10 protein-coding genes are annotated in these 17262 nt (G+C 67.9%); 7 read left to right on the top strand and 3 right to left on the bottom strand.

All coding sequences use genetic code 11. The annotated features are described in order from the left end of the window. Positions 1–51: 51 nt before the first annotated feature. Positions 52–720, bottom strand: a complete 669-nt coding sequence (locus ACYOEI_RS34910; RefSeq protein ID WP_462854871.1) for a Uma2 family endonuclease — start codon at positions 718–720, stop codon at positions 52–54. A 279-nt stretch (positions 721–999) separates the two neighbouring features. Here ACYOEI_RS34910 and ACYOEI_RS34905 point away from each other — a divergent pair, with 279 nt between their 5' ends. The 3 genes from ACYOEI_RS34905 (at position 1000) to ACYOEI_RS34895 (ending at position 6776) form a co-directional block, all read left to right on the top strand. After that, the gene (locus tag ACYOEI_RS34905) at positions 1000–1920 is read left to right on the top strand and encodes a DUF58 domain-containing protein (RefSeq protein WP_462854870.1); all 921 of its coding nucleotides are present in this window, start codon (positions 1000–1002) and stop codon (positions 1918–1920) included. A gap of 4 nt (positions 1921–1924) precedes the next feature. Continuing rightward, a complete protein-coding gene (locus ACYOEI_RS34900) occupies positions 1925–4111 on the top strand; it encodes a VWA domain-containing protein (RefSeq protein WP_462854869.1) in 2187 nt (728 codons plus the stop codon). A gap of 247 nt (positions 4112–4358) precedes the next feature. Next, entirely contained in the window at positions 4359–6776 is a 2418-nt protein-coding gene (locus ACYOEI_RS34895) for a hypothetical protein (protein ID WP_462854867.1), read from the top strand. 193 nt (positions 6777–6969) lie between these two features. Here ACYOEI_RS34895 and ACYOEI_RS34890 read toward each other — a convergent pair whose 3' ends face one another. Together ACYOEI_RS34890 and ACYOEI_RS34885 are read right to left on the bottom strand one after the other, a co-directional pair. Continuing rightward, positions 6970–7548 carry a hypothetical protein gene (locus ACYOEI_RS34890; protein WP_462854865.1) on the bottom strand — a complete coding sequence of 193 codons (579 nt, stop codon included), beginning with the start codon at positions 7546–7548 and terminating at the stop codon, positions 6970–6972. 444 nt (positions 7549–7992) lie between these two features. Then, a complete protein-coding gene (locus tag ACYOEI_RS34885) occupies positions 7993–8460 on the bottom strand; it encodes a hypothetical protein (protein ID WP_462854864.1) in 468 nt (155 codons plus the stop codon). 531 nt (positions 8461–8991) lie between these two features. Between ACYOEI_RS34885 and ACYOEI_RS34880 the strand changes: the two genes are divergently transcribed. From ACYOEI_RS34880 to ACYOEI_RS34865, 4 genes are all read left to right on the top strand, one after another. Next, on the top strand, positions 8992–9693 hold the full coding sequence (locus tag ACYOEI_RS34880; protein WP_462854862.1) for a DUF429 domain-containing protein: 702 nt from the start codon (positions 8992–8994) through the stop codon (positions 9691–9693). Between the two features lie 258 nt (positions 9694–9951). After that, a complete protein-coding gene (locus ACYOEI_RS34875; protein WP_462854861.1) occupies positions 9952–12294 on the top strand; it encodes a sigma-70 family RNA polymerase sigma factor in 2343 nt (780 codons plus the stop codon). Between the two features lie 248 nt (positions 12295–12542). Then, entirely contained in the window at positions 12543–15683 is a 3141-nt protein-coding gene (locus ACYOEI_RS34870) for a DUF1553 domain-containing protein (RefSeq protein WP_462854860.1), read from the top strand. 10 nt (positions 15684–15693) lie between these two features. Continuing rightward, positions 15694–17169, top strand: a complete 1476-nt coding sequence (locus ACYOEI_RS34865) for a DUF1501 domain-containing protein (protein WP_462854859.1) — start codon at positions 15694–15696, stop codon at positions 17167–17169. Positions 17170–17262: the final 93 nt, after the last annotated feature.

Raw genomic sequence — 17262 nt, 5'->3', positions numbered from 1 at the left:
CATCGACCGACTCATCCCTCCGTCGGTGGGGACACGAGAGCGTCGGACCGTTCAATTTCCCCCGGATATGCGGCGACGCAAGGCCTCGAGTTCCAAACGAAGTCTCGCGGCCTCGGCCTCGGCCTGCTCGGCACGTTCGCGAGGGGTCGGAAGCCATCGCCCGCTGGCGGGGTCATGGAGCCTTAATTCGAGGCCGGCTCGCTCCAAATGGAGACCCAGGACTACGCTCTGGAGTCGCCCGTCGACGGGTTCGATAGGCTCGTACTCCCCGCCCATGAGCCGAAAGCCTTGCATCGCTGGTTTCAGATAGTCCTGTGTGGGGTCGAACAGGAAGTATTCGGTGACCTTGAGAATCTCGCCGTAAAGGGTCCGCTTCCGATTCTGGTCCTCCAGGCGGGTCGATCGGGATGTGACCTCGATGACCAAGTCGGGCCCTTTGCCCTCTTCCCAGAGAAGATATCGCTCCCTAGGCGGGAGTTTGGGGACGCCACGCGCGACGAACACGTCGGGCGAAACATATCGACGCTTGTTCCCTTCCTCGTAGTAAAGGAGCAGGTTGCCCGAGACGTAAACCATCGGATCGTCGGCGAAGCGATCTTCCAGCGTCTCGATCAGATCCATCAGGCCCCTGCGATGGATATCAGTCTCCGCCATGGGCTTGCCGTCCGAGGTGGGATAGTCGACCTCATGTTCGGCCGAGGATCGCCGGGTCGTTGCCATGATATCGCCCCCGAGTCGCTCGACGCGGCCACAGGCCGGCCGCACACCACGACGAGAGTTGTCTCGATCATTTCATGGTCCATTGTATCAGGTCCTCTCCTCGACCGTTCGAGCCGAGTACCGACGGAGCGGTGGAGCCCTTAAGCCAGCGAGCGACCGTTGCGGATTGCCCCCGCCCGGCTTACGATGAGGGGAAGAACGAGGGTCGAGCGTCCGGACCACGTTCGCGCCGAGTGGTGCAAGGAGGCCGGGACGGTTTTGCCTCGGATGTCGGCCGCAATGCCCACCGGACCCACCCCCCACGACCCGCACGCGATCGACCCGACCGCCCTCTCTCGCTTCGGACGCCTCGAGCTGCTCGCCAGGCTGGTGGTCGAGGGGGTGATGTCGGGGCTGCACAAGAGCCCCTTCAAGGGGTTCTCGGTCGAGTTCGCCGAACACCGGCAATACGGGCCCGGCGACGAGATCCGGCACATCGACTGGCGGGCCTTCGGCAAGAGCGACCGGTACTACGTCAAGGAATACGAAGAAGAGACCAATCTCAAGGCCTACCTCGTCGTCGATTCCTCGGGGAGCATGGGCTACGCCGGGCGGACCGTCTCCAAGTTCGAGCACGCGAGGAGGCTCGCGGCATCGCTCGCGTACCTGATGATCGGCCAGCGCGACGCCGTGGGCCTCGTCACGTTCGACGGCACGGTCCGCGCGATGATCCCGGCGAGGTCGGCACCCGGGCATTTCTCGGTGCTCGCGAAGGTGCTCGAGGAGACGCGGACGGGGGGTGAGACCCCCTTGAGCGCGATCCTCAGCACCCTGGCCGAGCGGATCCGGCGTCGGGCGCTCGTCGTCATCCTCTCCGACGGCTTCGACGACCTCGACGCCCTGACCTCGGCATTGAGGCACCTGAGGCACCGGCACCACGAAGTCCTCTTCTTCCACACGCTCGCCCCTGAGGAGGAGGAATTCCCCTTCCGACGCCCCGCGCGGTTCCGCAGCCTCGAGCAGCCCGGCCACGACCTCCGCGTCGACCCCGCGTCGTTCCGAACCGCGTATCTGGAGAAATTCCAGGCCTTCTGCACCACGTTGAAAGAGCGAGTGCGGGCGATGGACGCCGACTATCATCGGGCGTCGACCGCCGAGGCCGTCGACGCGACGTTGCTCGACTACTTGTCGTCGCGATCCCGGTCGCGGCGAGGGGGTTGACCCCTTGGGGCTCGGCCTGCTCAACGGCGTCATGCTCCTCGGCCTGCTCGGCGCGGCGGTGCCGCTGGCCATCCACCTGCGGAACCGCAGCCGCGAGGATGTGGTCGAGTGGGGTGCGATGCAGTTCCTCGAGATCGGCCGGCAGGATCGCCGGAAGATCCGCCTGACGGAGATCCTCCTGCTCGTCTCCCGGATGGCCGTGCTCGGCGTCGTGGCGCTGGCCCTCGCGCGACCGTTCTGGTCGCGGTCGAGCGCGGGCGCGACGGCGGGGGGAGGATTCGGGGATGCCGAGACCCCTCGGGACGTGGTGCTCATCCTCGACGGCTCGGCCAGCATGGACCGCAAGTCGAGCGGGACCTCACCTCGGATGGCCGCGTCGCAATGGGCCCGCCGGTTGGTCGGGCAACTGCACCCGGGCGACTCGGTCGCGGTCCTGATCGCCGGCAATCGCGTCCGGGGGCTGGTCGACCCACCGAGCTTCGACCGAGCGAAGGTCGACGCCGCGCTCGCGGGCGTGAAGGCCTCGCACGGGTCGAGCGACCTGCCGACGGCCCTGGCCGAGGCCTTCCGGATCCTCGAACGGACCCGGAACCCCGGGCGCGACGTCATCATCCTGTCCGACGGCCAACGCGTCGCCTGGCGACCGAGCGAAGCGAGGCTCTGGGATCTCGTCCGGGAGCTCCACCGGAGGATGCCCATCCCGCCTCGGGTCTGGTCCGTCGACTTCGGCGGCAAGGCCCCGCCCGACGGCCCGAACGGATCGCTCGGGTCGCTGGTCACATCCCGGACGATCCTCACACCGGGGATGCCGGTCGAGGTGACGACCACACTCACGAACGCCGGCCCCGGCCCGTTGACCCGCAAGGCCGAGTTGCTCGTAGATGGGGTCCCCACCCCGGGCGCGTCGCAGGACGTCGGTCCGATCCCGGCCGGTGGCAAGGCCCCGCTTTCCTTCCGCACGACGCTCCCGACGCCGGGCGCCCACCTGCTCGCCGTCAGGCTCGTCGGGGGCGAAGATTCCCTGCCGGGCGACGACGAGTCGGCCGCCCCCGTCGAAGTCGTCGACGCCCTCCATGTGCTCCTCGTCGACGGCGAGCCGGGACTGGAGCCCCTGAGCGGCGAAGTCGACTTCCTTCGCGCCGCCCTCGCGCCGACCGGCGAGGAGGCAGCCGGGGTGGTCGCGACGACCGTCGCCCCCGAGAAGTTCGATGCCGAGTCGTTGAAGGGCCAGGATGTCGCCGTGCTGGCGAACGTCGCCCGGCTCTCGCCCGAACAATCCCTTGCGATCGCCCGGTTTCTGGATTCGGGGGGCGGCCTCCTCATCGCCCCCGGCGACCGCACCGACGTCGAGGCCTTCAACCTCCAAGAGGGGATGCCGGCCCGACTCGGCCCGCGGAAAGGAAACCCGGACGGCCGCGAGGGCCTGGCCCACCCCGCGCCTCGGAGCTTCGTCGGCCCGGCCATGGCCCCGTTCGCCGGAGGAGAATCACCGTCGTTGGCCGGGGCCGACCTCTTCACTTACCGACGGCTCGCCCCCGAGCCGGGCGCGTCGGTCATCGCCCGGCTCGACTCGGGGGACCCCTGGGTGGTCGAGCGTCCTCAAGGCCGGGGCCGCGTCATGCTCCTGGCCGCTCCGATCGACGCCGAAGCCGGCACCTTGCCCGTGAACCCCGACTTCGTCCCCCTCGTCCACGAGTGGGCCTTCCACCTCGCGGGACGCTCCGAATCGAAACGAGTGGGGCCCGGCGAGCCCCTGGTCATCGACCTCAACCCGCCCCCCGACGCCTCGATCAAGGCCCTGCCGCTCCGGCTCCCGAGCGGGACGACCGTGCAGGCCCCCGTCACCAACGCATCGGGCGCGGCAAGCGTCCGCATCGACGACACCAACGAGCCCGGCATCTATCGCGTGGCCCTGCCCGATCCCCCGGGCGGCTTCGCGTACGCCTCGGTCGTCGGCGACGACCGCGAGTCCGACCCCACCATCCTCTCGCCCGCCGAGGCCTCGCGACTCTCCGAAGCTTGGCCGTTCTCGTTCGACGCCAACCCGACCGAACTGGCCACCCGCCTCTTCACCCCCGAACGCGGCGGACGCCGAGAGCTCTGGCGCGGCCTGATCTTCCTCGCCCTGGGCGGCCTCTGCCTCGAGATCTACCTCAGCCGTAGGCTGGTCCGTCGTCGCGGAGAAACGTGACTTTTGCCCCATGGAACAGGGACTCGAAGAGGGAGACTGGAGACGATCCGCAGATGACGCAGATCGACCCAAATGAAGACGAAATCAAAAATCATAAAATATTATGTACAATAAATAAAATTCAAAAAATATGATATGCAATTTACTTTTCAATTACCCGTGTTCCATCCGTGGCTAAAGAGTCTGAACTCCATCCCCGGCCAACGCGTCGAACCAACCAGTCGTATGACGAATGGAAATCGGATTCATGACGTTCGACATATTCGGGGGACGTCGGCTCCTGTTGGCAGGCACTCGGCTGGGGTGGTTCTGGATCGGCGTCGGTGTGGTGGCGTTGGTCCTCGTCCTGGTCCTGTATCGCGAGGAACGTCGGCTGGTTTCGAGGCGGGTCGGGCTCTGGCTCCTGGGCCTTCGCCTGGCGGCGGCGGGCGTCCTGGTACTCTCGCTCTTCGAGCCGATCGCGACGCGGTCGTACCGCGAGACGGTCAAGGGGCGGGTGGTCGTCGCGGTCGACGTCTCGGAGAGCATGGCGACGGCCGACCCGGGCCGGTCAGCCGCGGAGAAGGCCCAACTCGCAAAGGTGCTGGGGCTCGAGCCCGAGACACCCCTCGACGGGCTGTCGAGGCGCGAGGTCGCCCGACGACTCCTGGCCGCGGGCGGCTCGCCCGTCGGGAAGCTCGCCGGGGACCACGCGGTCGAGGCGGTCGCATTCGCGCGAGAGACCTTGCCGACGACCCTCTCGGCCCTATCCGAATCGCTCAAGAACTCGGGGAAAGCCGATGACCCTTCGGCCCTGACGACGGACTGGGAGCCGGCCCTGGCCAGGGCGTTGAGTGAGGCCGAGGCGCCGGTGCTCGGGGTCGTGCTCCTGACCGACGGCCGGCGCAACGCCCCGGACGACGCCTCCGCGACGGTCGACCGCCTGGCGGCGCGGGGGATCCCGGTCTACCCGGTCGCGATCGGCTCGACGGCCCCCCCTCGTGACGCGGCGGTCGCCTCCATCAAGGCCCCCGAGGGCGTTTACAAGGGGGACGTGGCCAACGTCGAGGCGACCCTGAAGCTCGACGGGTATGCCGGCCGAGAGGTCGCCGTGACGCTCGAACGCCCCGGGGCCACGCCGATCCGGCAGACCGTCCGGGCCGCCGACGACGGCTCGCGTCCGGTCGTCGCGTTCCGGGTCCCCATGGACCAGCTCGGAACGATCCCCTTGACCGTGGCCGTCGCCCCCCTGGAGGGGGACGCTCGGCCCGACAACGACCGGCGGACGGCCTCGGTGCAGGTCGCCGACGACAGGGCCCGCGTCCTGCTGGTCGACGGCGAGGCGGGCTGGGAGTTCCGCTACCTCCGCAACGCCCTCGCGCGCGACCCTCGGGTCCAGCTCGACGCGGTCGTCTTCCACCAGCCGGAACTCGCGGGCACCTCGGCCCCGCCGACCTACGGCAAGACCCTCCCCGCCCGGCCCGAGCCTTCGGCGAAGCTCCCCGACCCGCTCGGGAACTTCGACGCGATCGTCGTGGGGGACGTCGCCCCGGCCGACCTCGACGCCGAAGCCTGGACGCGCCTCGAGTCTTATGTCTCCGACCGGGGCGGGACCTTGATCCTCGGGCCGGGCCCTCGAGCCGCGTCCACCCCTCCGTCGGAGGCCGCCCGGCGACTTCGCCCGGTTTCGGATCCCCGCCCCGTCCTGCCGGCCTCGACCGCGTCCGACCCCGCGCACCCAAGCCTGCCGCAAGGGGTCACGGTCCTCCCGGCCTCGACGGCCCTCACCGACGCGAACGCCTGGCCGATGTTCCAGCTCACCACCGACCCCACCCAAAACCTCGCCGCCTGGCAAGGACTCCCTCGGCTCCCCCGCGTCCTCGCGGGCAAGGTCAAGCCCGGGGCCGCGACCCTCGCCTCATCTCGCGAGGAGCCCGGCGCGGTGATCGCCGCCCAACCCTACGGCCTGGGGAAAGTGCTCTGGGTCGGCACCGACAGCACCTGGCGCTGGCGATTTCGCTCCGGCGACACTTACCACCACCGGTTCTGGGGCCAGGTAGTGCGATGGGCGTCCTCGGGTCGGCTCGCCTCGGGCAATGCCCACGTTCGGTTCGGCCCGACTCGCCCGAAGGTCTCCGAGGGCGAAACCGCACTCTTGCGGGCGAGGATCGTCGAGGGGGTCCCCGGCGTCGGCCCCGACCTCCTCCTCGCCGCTCGGGTCTACAAGGCCGACCCGAAGACGAATCAACCGACCGGCGACGCCGTCGCCATCATCCCCTTGCGAGGTGTCGCCGGCCAACCTCGGGCGTTCGAAGGGACGGCCCCGCCCCTGCCCTTCGGCTCCTACCTCGTCCGACTCGACGTCCCCACGCTCGCCGGGGCGTTGCACCTGAATGACGACAAGGCCGTCCCGCAAGCGACCCTGGAGGTCGTCGGCCGCGAGACCTCCGAGCGTGTTGAGATCGCCGCCGATCGTGCGTCCCTGGACCGGCTCGCCAAGGCCACCGGCGGCCGAGTCCTCGCCGACTACGAGGCCGATGAGCTACCCGCCCTACTCCGCTCCCAGACCCGGCAGGCCTTGCGCATCGAGGAAACACCCCTCTGGGATCACCCGGGCGCCCTCCTGGCGTTCTTCGCCATCCTGACGGCCGAGTGGATCCTGAAGAAGCGCGCGGGCCTGCCGTGACCGGCCCTCCGGCCGATCATCAGTGGTCGCCGAGACGATCGACGCATCGCTTCGAAGGCGACCGTCGACAGCCCGTTCGTATTGACTGAGGCCCGTGATCGACAGGCCAGGTCACGTCAAAAGATGACCTGGGCAGACTCTCCCTACCTTCGGCCAATTGTCGACGGCCGGGGAATAGTCCAAGGCCGAGGCCTCAGTCCAGGAGGGCCAGCGAGGCCTGGCGTTCCTGGAGCAGGCGGCCTCGGAAGAAGAGGCCGACGACGCCACCACCGACGAGGGCAAGGATGAGGAGCTTGCATTCCTCGGCGCTCGGGAAGGTGAAGAGGAGGGCTTTTTTCGGCGGATCGTCGGCGGACGCCGTCGCAACCTCTCGGCTCGTGGCAGGAGCGATCCCTACCGCATGCCTGCGACCGGCCGCGGTGTGGACCACCTGAGGGGCAGCCGCGTGCTTGGACGACGACCGCGCACCCGATACGGCCGGGGAACCGGCTTCGGAAGCTTGGACCGCCCCCAGGTTCTCGACGACGGTTGCGGGAGGCCCGGCGGCCAGGCTGACCTCGACCTCGGCCGCGGAGACGGTCGAGAGGTCGTCGGACGCGACGACTTCCGAGCGGCCCGAGCCGACTCCGGCGAGATCGAAGCGAGAGACCAGGCTCGGGTCGAGGGACTCGGGATCGGCGCTGGAAGATTGGAGGGGGATGACGCGAGCGTTGACGTCGGAAACCATGAGGGAGAGGCCGGCGAGGGAAGCAAATACAAGTGAGCGCATCATTTTCATCGAACCCACGTGGCCTTCGAAACTTGCATCAAATATCGCTCGGACTAAGGACGTCCGGCCGGGCAAGTCACCACAAGGCTCTATTTAGGGGCCGAGTCTGAATGGGGACAAGCGGAGTCGCCCACCACCCCCGGTTCACGCCAATTTTGATCGATTTTCGCGGCACGCTGTTGCGAAACGGAAACATCAAGGAGCTTCGAGGGCAAAAAAAGCACACCACTTGACGACCTCGGGCTCGGACGTGTGCAGGTCCTGGCACGTCGCGCGGTGAAGAAACCATGAGTAAACCTCGGTGCAAGTCTGCCAGCAAGCTCGACCGACCTTCGAAGCGACGCAGGCCCGGCCGGGACGAAGTCGTCCCGACCAGGCCTTCGCGGAGAACCTGAATCGAAGTAGGCCGCGACCCGGGCGAGGGCCCGGCCTCGAATCGAACCGAGCTCAGCAGGCGCAGCAGACGGGGGTGTTGTTCATCATGACGCAGCAGGTGCAGCCGGCCTTCATCATGGTGGACATGCAGTCGCAGCAGGCCTGGATCATGTCGCAGCAGGCCTTGTCGCCGCTCGTGCAGGTGATCTTGACGCCCTTGTCGGTCATCTCACACTTGCACATACCCATCATCATGTTACAGCAGCACACCATCATCCCATTCATCATCATGCAGCAGGAGCACATCCCGCCGGCCATCATGGTGCAGAGGTTCTGCATCATGCTGCAGGCCATGGGATCGTCGCTCGTGCAGGTCATCATCATGCCGCCGGCGCACTTCTCCATCGTCATCGTGCACCGGGGGACCATCATCATGTTCATGCCGGTCGGCATGCCCATGCCGGTCGAGCTCATCGACCCCGTGCCCATCCCGCTCATGCCCGTCATCGCGCTCCGATCCATCATCATCGTGCCGGCCATCGGGAATCCTCCTTCGCCTTCGGGAATGACTCGCAACCCGGGAACTCCGCCCCTCGACGACGCGGGGGTCGACAGGCCGACATTATGGATAAATCGACGGACCGTGCAAGGGGTCGCATCAAAAAACCAAAAGATTGGGAATCCTTACTAACCTTGTAATCATCGTAAGAATACCGAGGATTCCCGACGCCTCACGGTCGCCCAGTGCGCCAGGCCGCGGGCGATCCACACGGCCCGGACACGGCCTCCGACCCGGCCATGCACAACGACCTATTTAAACCATTGCATCTTTATCTCATCATACCTCAACTCACCCAGTCCTCGTGACGAAATCCTCCGCGATCGCGATGGGCGACCACCGAAGATACGCCGAACGCGCAAACTTTTCCGCGGCCTGACGGGAACTCCACAGGCTTGACGGGACTTGCCCGACTCTTCAAAATCGAGTAACATGTTATTACAATAACTCGAGGGGACGACGGCCCGGCGGTGCGGCCGTCGGGGTCGAGTTCGAGAGGCCTGGTTCGGACGATGGCCGGGACGAAGAAGCCGACGCCCGCGAAGCCCGCGCCGAGGGTTCGCCGAGCGCGGCCGGTGGTCTGCGTGGGGATCGACCTCGCGGGGGTCGAGCACCGGGAGACGGGGGTGGCGATCCTCCGCGACGGGAGGCTCGAGGCCCTGACCTCCGCCGGATCTGACGTGGACGTGATGCGGCTGGCCACCTCGGGGGGCCGCTGGGCGACGGTGGCGATCAACGCCCCGCTGACCCGCCCCCTGGGCCGCTGCTGCCTCGACGACGAGTGCCCCTGCCGCCACGACCCCGGCACTCGCAGCCGACAGCTCGAGCGCGAGCTCGCCCGGATGGGCATCCCCACGCTGGCCACGGCGTTGATCAAGGTTTTGGCGCGTCGAGGCCGTCGGATCTCGCTCGCCTTGCGGGTCGCCGGCTTCGACCCGCTCGAAGTCTACCCCTATGCCACCCTCCGCCTCCTCGGCCTCCCTTCCGAGGGGAAACGCACCCTCGCCGGCCGGCGCAAGATCCACCGCGCATTGAAGCCGCTCGTCCCCGGCCTGGACCACCCCAAGGCCTCGGAGCATCAGCTCGACGCCGTCGTCTGCGCCCTGACCGCCCAGCTCTGGCGACAAGGCCGGACCAGGACGGTCGGCGTGGCCGGCGAAGGGTTGATGGTCATCCCCGACGTGTCGGCCGACCCCGAGTCCTCGGGCAAGTAAGTACCTCTCCCGAAACCTGTTTTTTCTTAAAATACGGGTTTCCGAGGCCCTCGACGTTGACTCTCCCTCCCAACTAGGGATGTCGTCGTCTGTTCCCACAGAAACCCGTTTTTTTAAGAAAAAAACAGGTTTCGGGAGAGGTTCTCAGAATTGTTGAGGGATTCACCCCGACCACCGGGTACTACTCCTTCGACACGACCAACGAGAAACGGAGAACGAGAGCCAAACCACGATGGGAATGCGACAGGGAAGGCCAAGGTGAGGGGCGTCGCCCAGGAGGTCCGCACCCTCTGGGACTCGGGGACACTCGGCGGGCTGGACGACGGGGTCTTGCTGGAACGCTTCCTCCGACGCGATGCGTCGTCCGAAGTCGCGTTCGAGGCCCTGGTCCGTCGCCACGGGCCGATGGTCCTCCGGGTCTGCCGGCGAGTGCTCGGCGACCCCCACGACGCCCACGACGCCGCCCAGGCGACCTTCCTCATCCTCGCCCGGAAGGCCGGCACCGTCCGCAGGCGCGAGGCGCTGGCCAACTGGCTCTTCGGGACCGCGCAACGGGTCGCGGCCCGGGCCCGCCGCGCCGCCCTCCGCCGCAAGATCCACGAACGACGATCCGCCGAGCTCGGCGCAGACCGGCTCAAGTCAACCGAAGCCCCGGACGAGACCCGAGGCTGGCCGGAAATCTTCGAGGAGCTCGAACGACTGCCCGGCCACGCTCGGACGGCGATCGTCCTGTGTGACCTCGAAGGGCTCACACACGAACAAGCGGCGGACCAGGTCGGTTGTCCGCTGCGCACCCTCCAGACCCGGTTGTACCGCGGCCGAGATCGGCTGCGGAGACGGCTGGTCGACCGCGGCGTGATGCCGGCCGTCATCAGCTCATGGGCGGTGTCGGCCTCCGGCGCCCGCGACGCATCCGCGACGACGATCCCCCTTTCGGCCGGTGCCACCGCTCGCGCGGCCATCCGGTTCGCCGAAAGGGCCACGACCGGGGAGGTCCCGGACTCCGTCGCGCGGATGGTCCGTTGGGGATTGACTCAAATGATCGTCGCGAAACTCAGAGGATTCGCCGCCGCCGGGCTCGTCCTCGGCCTGGTCGCAGCGGGCGGCGTCGGACTCGCCGGGCCCGACACCCCGGAGCCGCCCAAGGACGCGCCCGACAATACACCGGCCCGCCCAGCATTGAAGCGGGCGTTCGACGGTGTGCCCCCGGTGACGGCCCAATGGCACGTCCTCAACCTGCGGGTCGTCGACGACGCCACCGCGCTCCCGATCCCCGATGCCCAGGCCATCGTCCTGGTGAACATCGACAACCAGTTTCGCACCTTCCCGACCAACGCGGACGGACGCCTGCTCGTGTCCTACCCGACGATCGACGATTGGGATACGCACCTAGAGGTCCGCAAGGACGGTTATGTCCCGCAACGCCATCAGCTCGACGCCTCGTCCAAACGTCGGCGCGATGAGCCCCTGACCGTCCGGCTTCGCCCCGGGATGCCGATCGGGGGCACGGTCGTCGACGAGCAGGGGCACCCGATCGTAGGGACCGAGGTCATCGTCACGGTCTCGGGTTACGCCGAGCCAAGGACGTTGCCGAAGATCGCCGTGGGGACGGAAATCACCTACGAAGTGCCCGTCACCACCGACGCCCAGGGACGGTGGCGTTGCGCGGCCGTCTCGCCCGACGCCTCGAAGTTCAACCTCCAACTGGTCCACCCCGACTTCGTCTCCGGGAGCACGGTGAGCCTCGCCGGCCCCGGCCTCCGACATCCTAAGCTGCCCGACCTCAAATCGTTCTCGGACCAGCAGGTGATGGTCAAGGGCGTCGAGGTCACGGGAAAAGTCGTCGACGATGAGGGCCACCCGATTGCCGGAGCGGACCTCGTGGACGCGACGAAGGGCGCAACGTTCCTCGACAATCTGCGGCGCACCACCTCGGACGCCGAGGGCCTCTTCCGTTTCCGTTTCTCCCCGGATGATAGCATCCTCCTGGGCATCTCGGCGAAGGGCTACGCCTGCACCGAATGGACCGTCCAGACCTCCCGAACCCCCGTCGAGATCCGACTGGCTCGGGGCCGGACGATCCGAGGCCGGGTCCTCGATGAACAGCAGAAACCAGTCGTCAACGCTTTCATCTGTATTCCCAATCGCATGGCACGCAAATACAAATCAGAAAGCATACGACTTTGGACGGACGCCGAAGGGCGTTTCGCCTGGGACGGAGCGCACGAGTCGGGAGCCTCCCTATCGTTCTCCAAGAAGGGATACCTCGAGCTCGAACAGTCCCTCAATCCCTCCGACGGTGAGACGGTGGTCGCGTTCGAGCCGTGCTTGACAATCAACGTCAAAGTCCTCGACTCGAAGACGGGACAGGCGGTCGCCCCATATTCGCTCGGGGTTCAAACCGTCGACCCCTCGACCGGAAAGACCCAACGTTTGCCAGGGGAAGAACGAAGGGATCTCAAAGACGAGTACACCCTCAACCTCAAGAAGTCGAGTCCCGCTTATAAGGTCCAGATCAAGGCGCATGGACACGCGGACTTCGAATCCCGCATCATCCGGAACGACGAGAAAGAAGTAAACCTCGACGTCCGGCTGGATTAGACCACTTCCGTGACCGTCGACAGACCCATCGACTCGCCACACCACTCCTCCGCCCCAATCCTACTCTCGCTCGCGACCGCGAAGCGACCACCGCTCCTTGCCCCTCTCAAAGTCGATGGGGGCATGGGCGGCCCTGAACTGTTTGACATTTCTCAAATTTGAGGCCCGGGGATGCTGGCCTTCGGTCGCCTCCCTTGGCATAATGAGGGCGACGATGCGGCCGGGACGTGGGGTCGCCGGGATCGGCGATGACGCGGTTCCGGCCGGGTCGCCCATCATCCCCAGTCAAGGATTCAACGGAACTCCGCGCCAGCCAAGGTCCCCCGGAACTCGGCAAGCCGAGCGAAGGCTCGATCGGCCGAGGAGCCGGGGTCAAGACCCGTGGGGGAGGCCTCGACATTAAGACTCATCCGACCGCCCGGCGTCCCGGCATGGCTCGCCATGCACTGACTTGTCTCCGACCGGCCTGGGTCGGGATCGTCGCCGCGCTGCTGGCGACCGCGTCCCGAGGGGCGGAGCCGGCCCCGAACTTCGAGCGTTCCGTCGCGCCGATCTTCCTGAACGAATGCCTCGAGTGCCACAACGCGACCGAGAAGGCCGGCGGCCTCGACCTGACGACCCGAAACGGGCTGCGGGCCGGAGGAGAGAACGGCGCGGCCGTCGTCCCGGGGAACGTCGAGGAGAGCTTCCTGATCCAGCGCGTCGTCGACGGCGAGATGCCGCCGAAGAAGCAAGGGAAGTCGCGGGCCCTGCCCCCCGAAGACGTCGAACGGCTCAAGGCGTGGGTGGCCGGGGGCGCTGGTTGGCCCGAAGGTCGCGTGCTCGACCCGTTCGAGGCGACCCGCCAGAACCACGGCGGGCGCGACTGGTGGTCGCTCCAGCCGGTCAAGCGCCCGGAGGTCCCGGCGGTCCGGTCGAAGGACCGCGTCGCCAACCCCGTCGACGCCTTCATCGTCGCCGGGCTGGAGAAGAAGGGGTGGACGTTCGCCCCGACGGCCGACCGCCGCACCCTGATCCGCCGCGTCTCGGTCGACCTACTCGGCCTCGCGCCGAGCTTCGAGGAGATCGAGGCGTTCGCCGCCGATGAGGCCCCCGACGCCTACGAGCGACTGGTCGACCGACTGCTCGCCTCGCCGCATTACGGCGAGCGCTGGGCCCGCTTCTGGCTCGACGTCGCCCGCTTCGCCGAGACCAGCGGGTACGAGCGAGACCAGACCAAGCCGGGCGTTTGGAAATATCGCGACTGGGTCGTCCGCGCCCTCAACGAAGACATGCCCTACGACCGCTTCGTGCTCGAGCAGCTCGCCGGGGACGAGCTTCCCGATAAGACCGAGCAGTCCGTCGTCGCGACCGCATTCCTGCAGTTGGGGACCTGGAACGACGAGCCGAACGACCCGCAAGAATATAAGTACGAGCGGCTCGAAGACATGGTGCACGCGACCAGCACGGCCTTCCTGGCCATGACGGTCAAGTGCGCCCGCTGCCACGACCACAAGTTCGACCCGATCCGCCAGACCGACTACTACCGGATGGCCTCGGCCTTCTGGGCAGGCTTCATCGAGCCAGGCCCTCGGGAGCTGCTCGGCGGCCCCGACAAGAAGACACTCGGATACGACGTCTTCGGCTGGACCGACCGAGGCCGAGAGGCCCCTCCCCTGCACCTCCTCAAGAAGGGGGATCCCAACCGGCCCGTCGGCGTCGTCGAGCCAGGTCAGCTTTCGATGGTCCCGGCGCTCGACCGACCGTTCACGCCCCCGCCCGCCGACTCCAAGACTTCGACGCGCCGACTCCAGCTCGCCCGGTGGATCACCGACCCCCGAAATCCGCTGACAGCCCGCGTCTGGGTCAACCGGCTCTGGCAGCACCACTTCGGGCAGGGACTCGTCCGCTCGCCCGACAACTTCGGCTTCACCGGCGACCGCGCCACGCATCCCGAACTCCTCGACTGGCTCGCGGCCGAGTTGATCGAAGGGGGATGGAAGTCGAAGCCGTTGCACAAGGCCCTCCTGATGTCGTCGGCCTACCGCCAGTCTTCGCTCCACCCCCGCCAGGCCGAGTACAACCAGGCCGACTCCGGCAACCGCCTCTGGTGGCGGGCCGAGCGCCGTCGCCTCGAGGCAGAGCCCTTGCGCGACGCCCTGCTCGCCGCGAGCGGCCGGCTCGACCTGTCTCGACTCGAGGGGCCGAGCTTCTTCCCGGAGATCTCCCCGGACGCCCTCGAGGGGCTCTCCACGAAGGGCAACGCCTGGACCCCTTCGCCCCCCGAACAGCGCCTCCGACGCGGCATCTACGCCTTCACCAAGCGCGGGCTGCTCTCGCCCTTGATGACGGCGTTCGATATGCCCGACACGACCCTGCCGTGCGGCCAACGCGACGTAACCCTGGTCGCCCCCCAGGCCCTCGCGTTGATGAACAACAGCTTCATCCACGAGCAGAGCGAGGCCCTCGCCCGTCGCATCGGCGGCGAGACGTCCGACCCCGAGGGCCGGGTCCGCGAGACCTGGCGTCGCGTGCTCCGCCGCGATCCGAAGCCCGGCGAGGTCGCCACGGCCCTGGAACACCTCGCGCGCCAGGCCGCCCACTTCGCGAGGCGGGTGGAAGACCGACGACTGGCCGCCCCCGACGAGCTCCCGATCCGCGACGGCCTCGCCCTTTACCTGCGGGCCGATGACGGGATCGCCGTCGACGAAAACGGCCGCGTCGGCACCTGGGCCGACCGCTCGGGGCGCAACCACCACGCCTCGCAGGCCGACCCCGCGGCCCGGCCCTACCCGATGCTCGACGCCCAACTCGGCCGGCCGGTCGTCCGGTTCGATGGCCGCGGGGATTTCCTCGAGTTGGCCGGCCAGGTCCTGACCTCGCAGACCTTCACCCTCTTCGCCGTGGCCGACGACCGTGGCCGCGAAGGGCACCGCACCCTCTTCTCCAACTGGGACGGCGCCGCCGGAAACTCGACGACCTCGGTCTTCTTCGGCACCACCGAGGCCGACACCGTCCGCCTCAGCGACGACTTCAGCGCCCCGGGTGCCTCACGCGACGGCCGGGAGCTCATGCTGCTCGCCGCCGTCGCCAGGCCGTCGACCGCGACCGTCTACCGCGACGCCACCGAGGTCGCCCACAAGGGCGATGCCCTCGCGACTCGGGTGCTCACGACCCCGTACGTCGTCGGCCAGCAGGGCAACATCCAGGGCGAGTGGTGGCACGGCGACCTCGCCGAGTTGATCGCCTTCGACCGCCCCCTGTCCGAGCCCGAACGCCTGGCGGTCACGCAGTACCTGATGGCCCGATACGGCCTCGACCGCTCGCAGGGCGACGACCCCGGCGTCCTCGCCCTGGCGTCGCTCTGCCACGTGCTCATGAACTCGAATGAATTCCTCTACGTCGACTGAGGAGCCGGCGATGTCCACTCGTCCCAACCAGCCGGGCCCCTTCCCCTGCGGGCGGACCCGCCGCGAATTCGTCTGGGAGATGGGGGCCGGGTTCGCCGGGCTCGCCCTCACGTCCCTGCTGTCGGACGACGGGTTCTTCGGCCGGCACCTCCGCGCGGCCGAGGCGTCGAAGTCGGGGAACCCGCTGAGCCCCCGGCCGCCCCACTTCGGCACCAAGGCGAAGAGCGTCATCTTCCTGATGATGAACGGCGGGCCGAGCCAGGTCGACACGTTCGACTACAAGCCCTTGCTCGAGAAGTACGCCGGGAAGCCGCTCCCCGAAGGGAAGAAGTTCATCAATTCCGGGGGCCGGAAGGTCGGCTACCTCACGCCCGCCTTCCGCAAGTTCCGCCCGGGGGGCGAGAGCGGGCTCCTGATCTCCGACTACTTCCCCCGCGTCCGCGAGCACGCCGACAAGCTCGCCGTGATCCGGTCGTGCCACACCGACAGCCACGCGCACGGCTCGGCGCTCGTGGCCATGAACACGGGCAAGACCTTCATCGGTCGCCCCTCGCTCGGCAGTTGGGCCGTCTACGGCCTGGGCACCCAGAACCAGGATCTTCCCGGCTACGTCGTCCTACTCGACAAGCGCGGAGGGCCGATCAGCGGCCAGCCGAACTGGTCGAGCGGGTTCATGTCCGCCGCCTTCTCCGGCACCCACTTCCGCCCAACCGGCGACCCGATCCTCGACCTCCGCGGCCCCGCGTTCCTCGACAACAAGGCCCAGCGTGAGCAGCTCGACCTCCTCGCCCGGCTCAACCAGGAACACCTCGACGAGCGCCCCGGCGGCCAGGAGCTCGCGGCCCGGATCGACAGCTACGAGCTCGCCTACCGCATGCAGGCGGCGACGCCCAAGGCCGTGGACCTGAGCCAGGAGTCGGCGGCGACCCTCGATGAATACGGCGTCGGCAAGGCCCCCACCGACGAGTTCGGCCGCAACTGCCTGATCGCCCGACGCCTGGTCGAGCGCGGCGTCCGCTTCGTCCAGCTCTACTCCGGCGGCGGCCACCTGGAAGACACCTGGGACGCCCACACCAGCATCGAGACCAACCACGGCAAGCACGGCGCCGAGGTCGACCAGCCGATCGCGGCCCTGCTCACCGACCTCGACCGCCGAGGCCTCCTCGACAGCACCCTGGTCGTCTGGGGCGGCGAGTTCGGCCGCATGCCCTTCAGCGAAGGCCCCGGCGAGCCCGGCCGCAACCACAACCCTTATGGGTTCTCCATGTGGATGGCCGGCGGCGGCGTCAAAGGCGGCATCGCCTACGGCGAGACCGACGACCTCGGCTTCGAAGCCGTCACCGACCGGGTCCACCTCCACGACCTCCACGCCACGATCCTCCACCTCCTCGGCATGGACCACGAGCTCCTGACCTACTTCCACCAGGGCCGCAACGAACGCCTGACCGACGTCGCCGGCAAGGTGGTCAAGGAGATCCTGGCCTGAGCAGCGGCCGTTCGAGCCGACGGCCACCCCTCACGCCGAGTGGCCTTCGGCACGAGCGGCGATTCGCACGATTTGGACATCCAACACCTGCGT

It is taken from the genome of Singulisphaera rosea (assembly GCF_054877945.1).
Note: the sequence above shows the minus strand (reverse complement) of the source record. Positions and strands in the feature narration are given on the sequence as shown.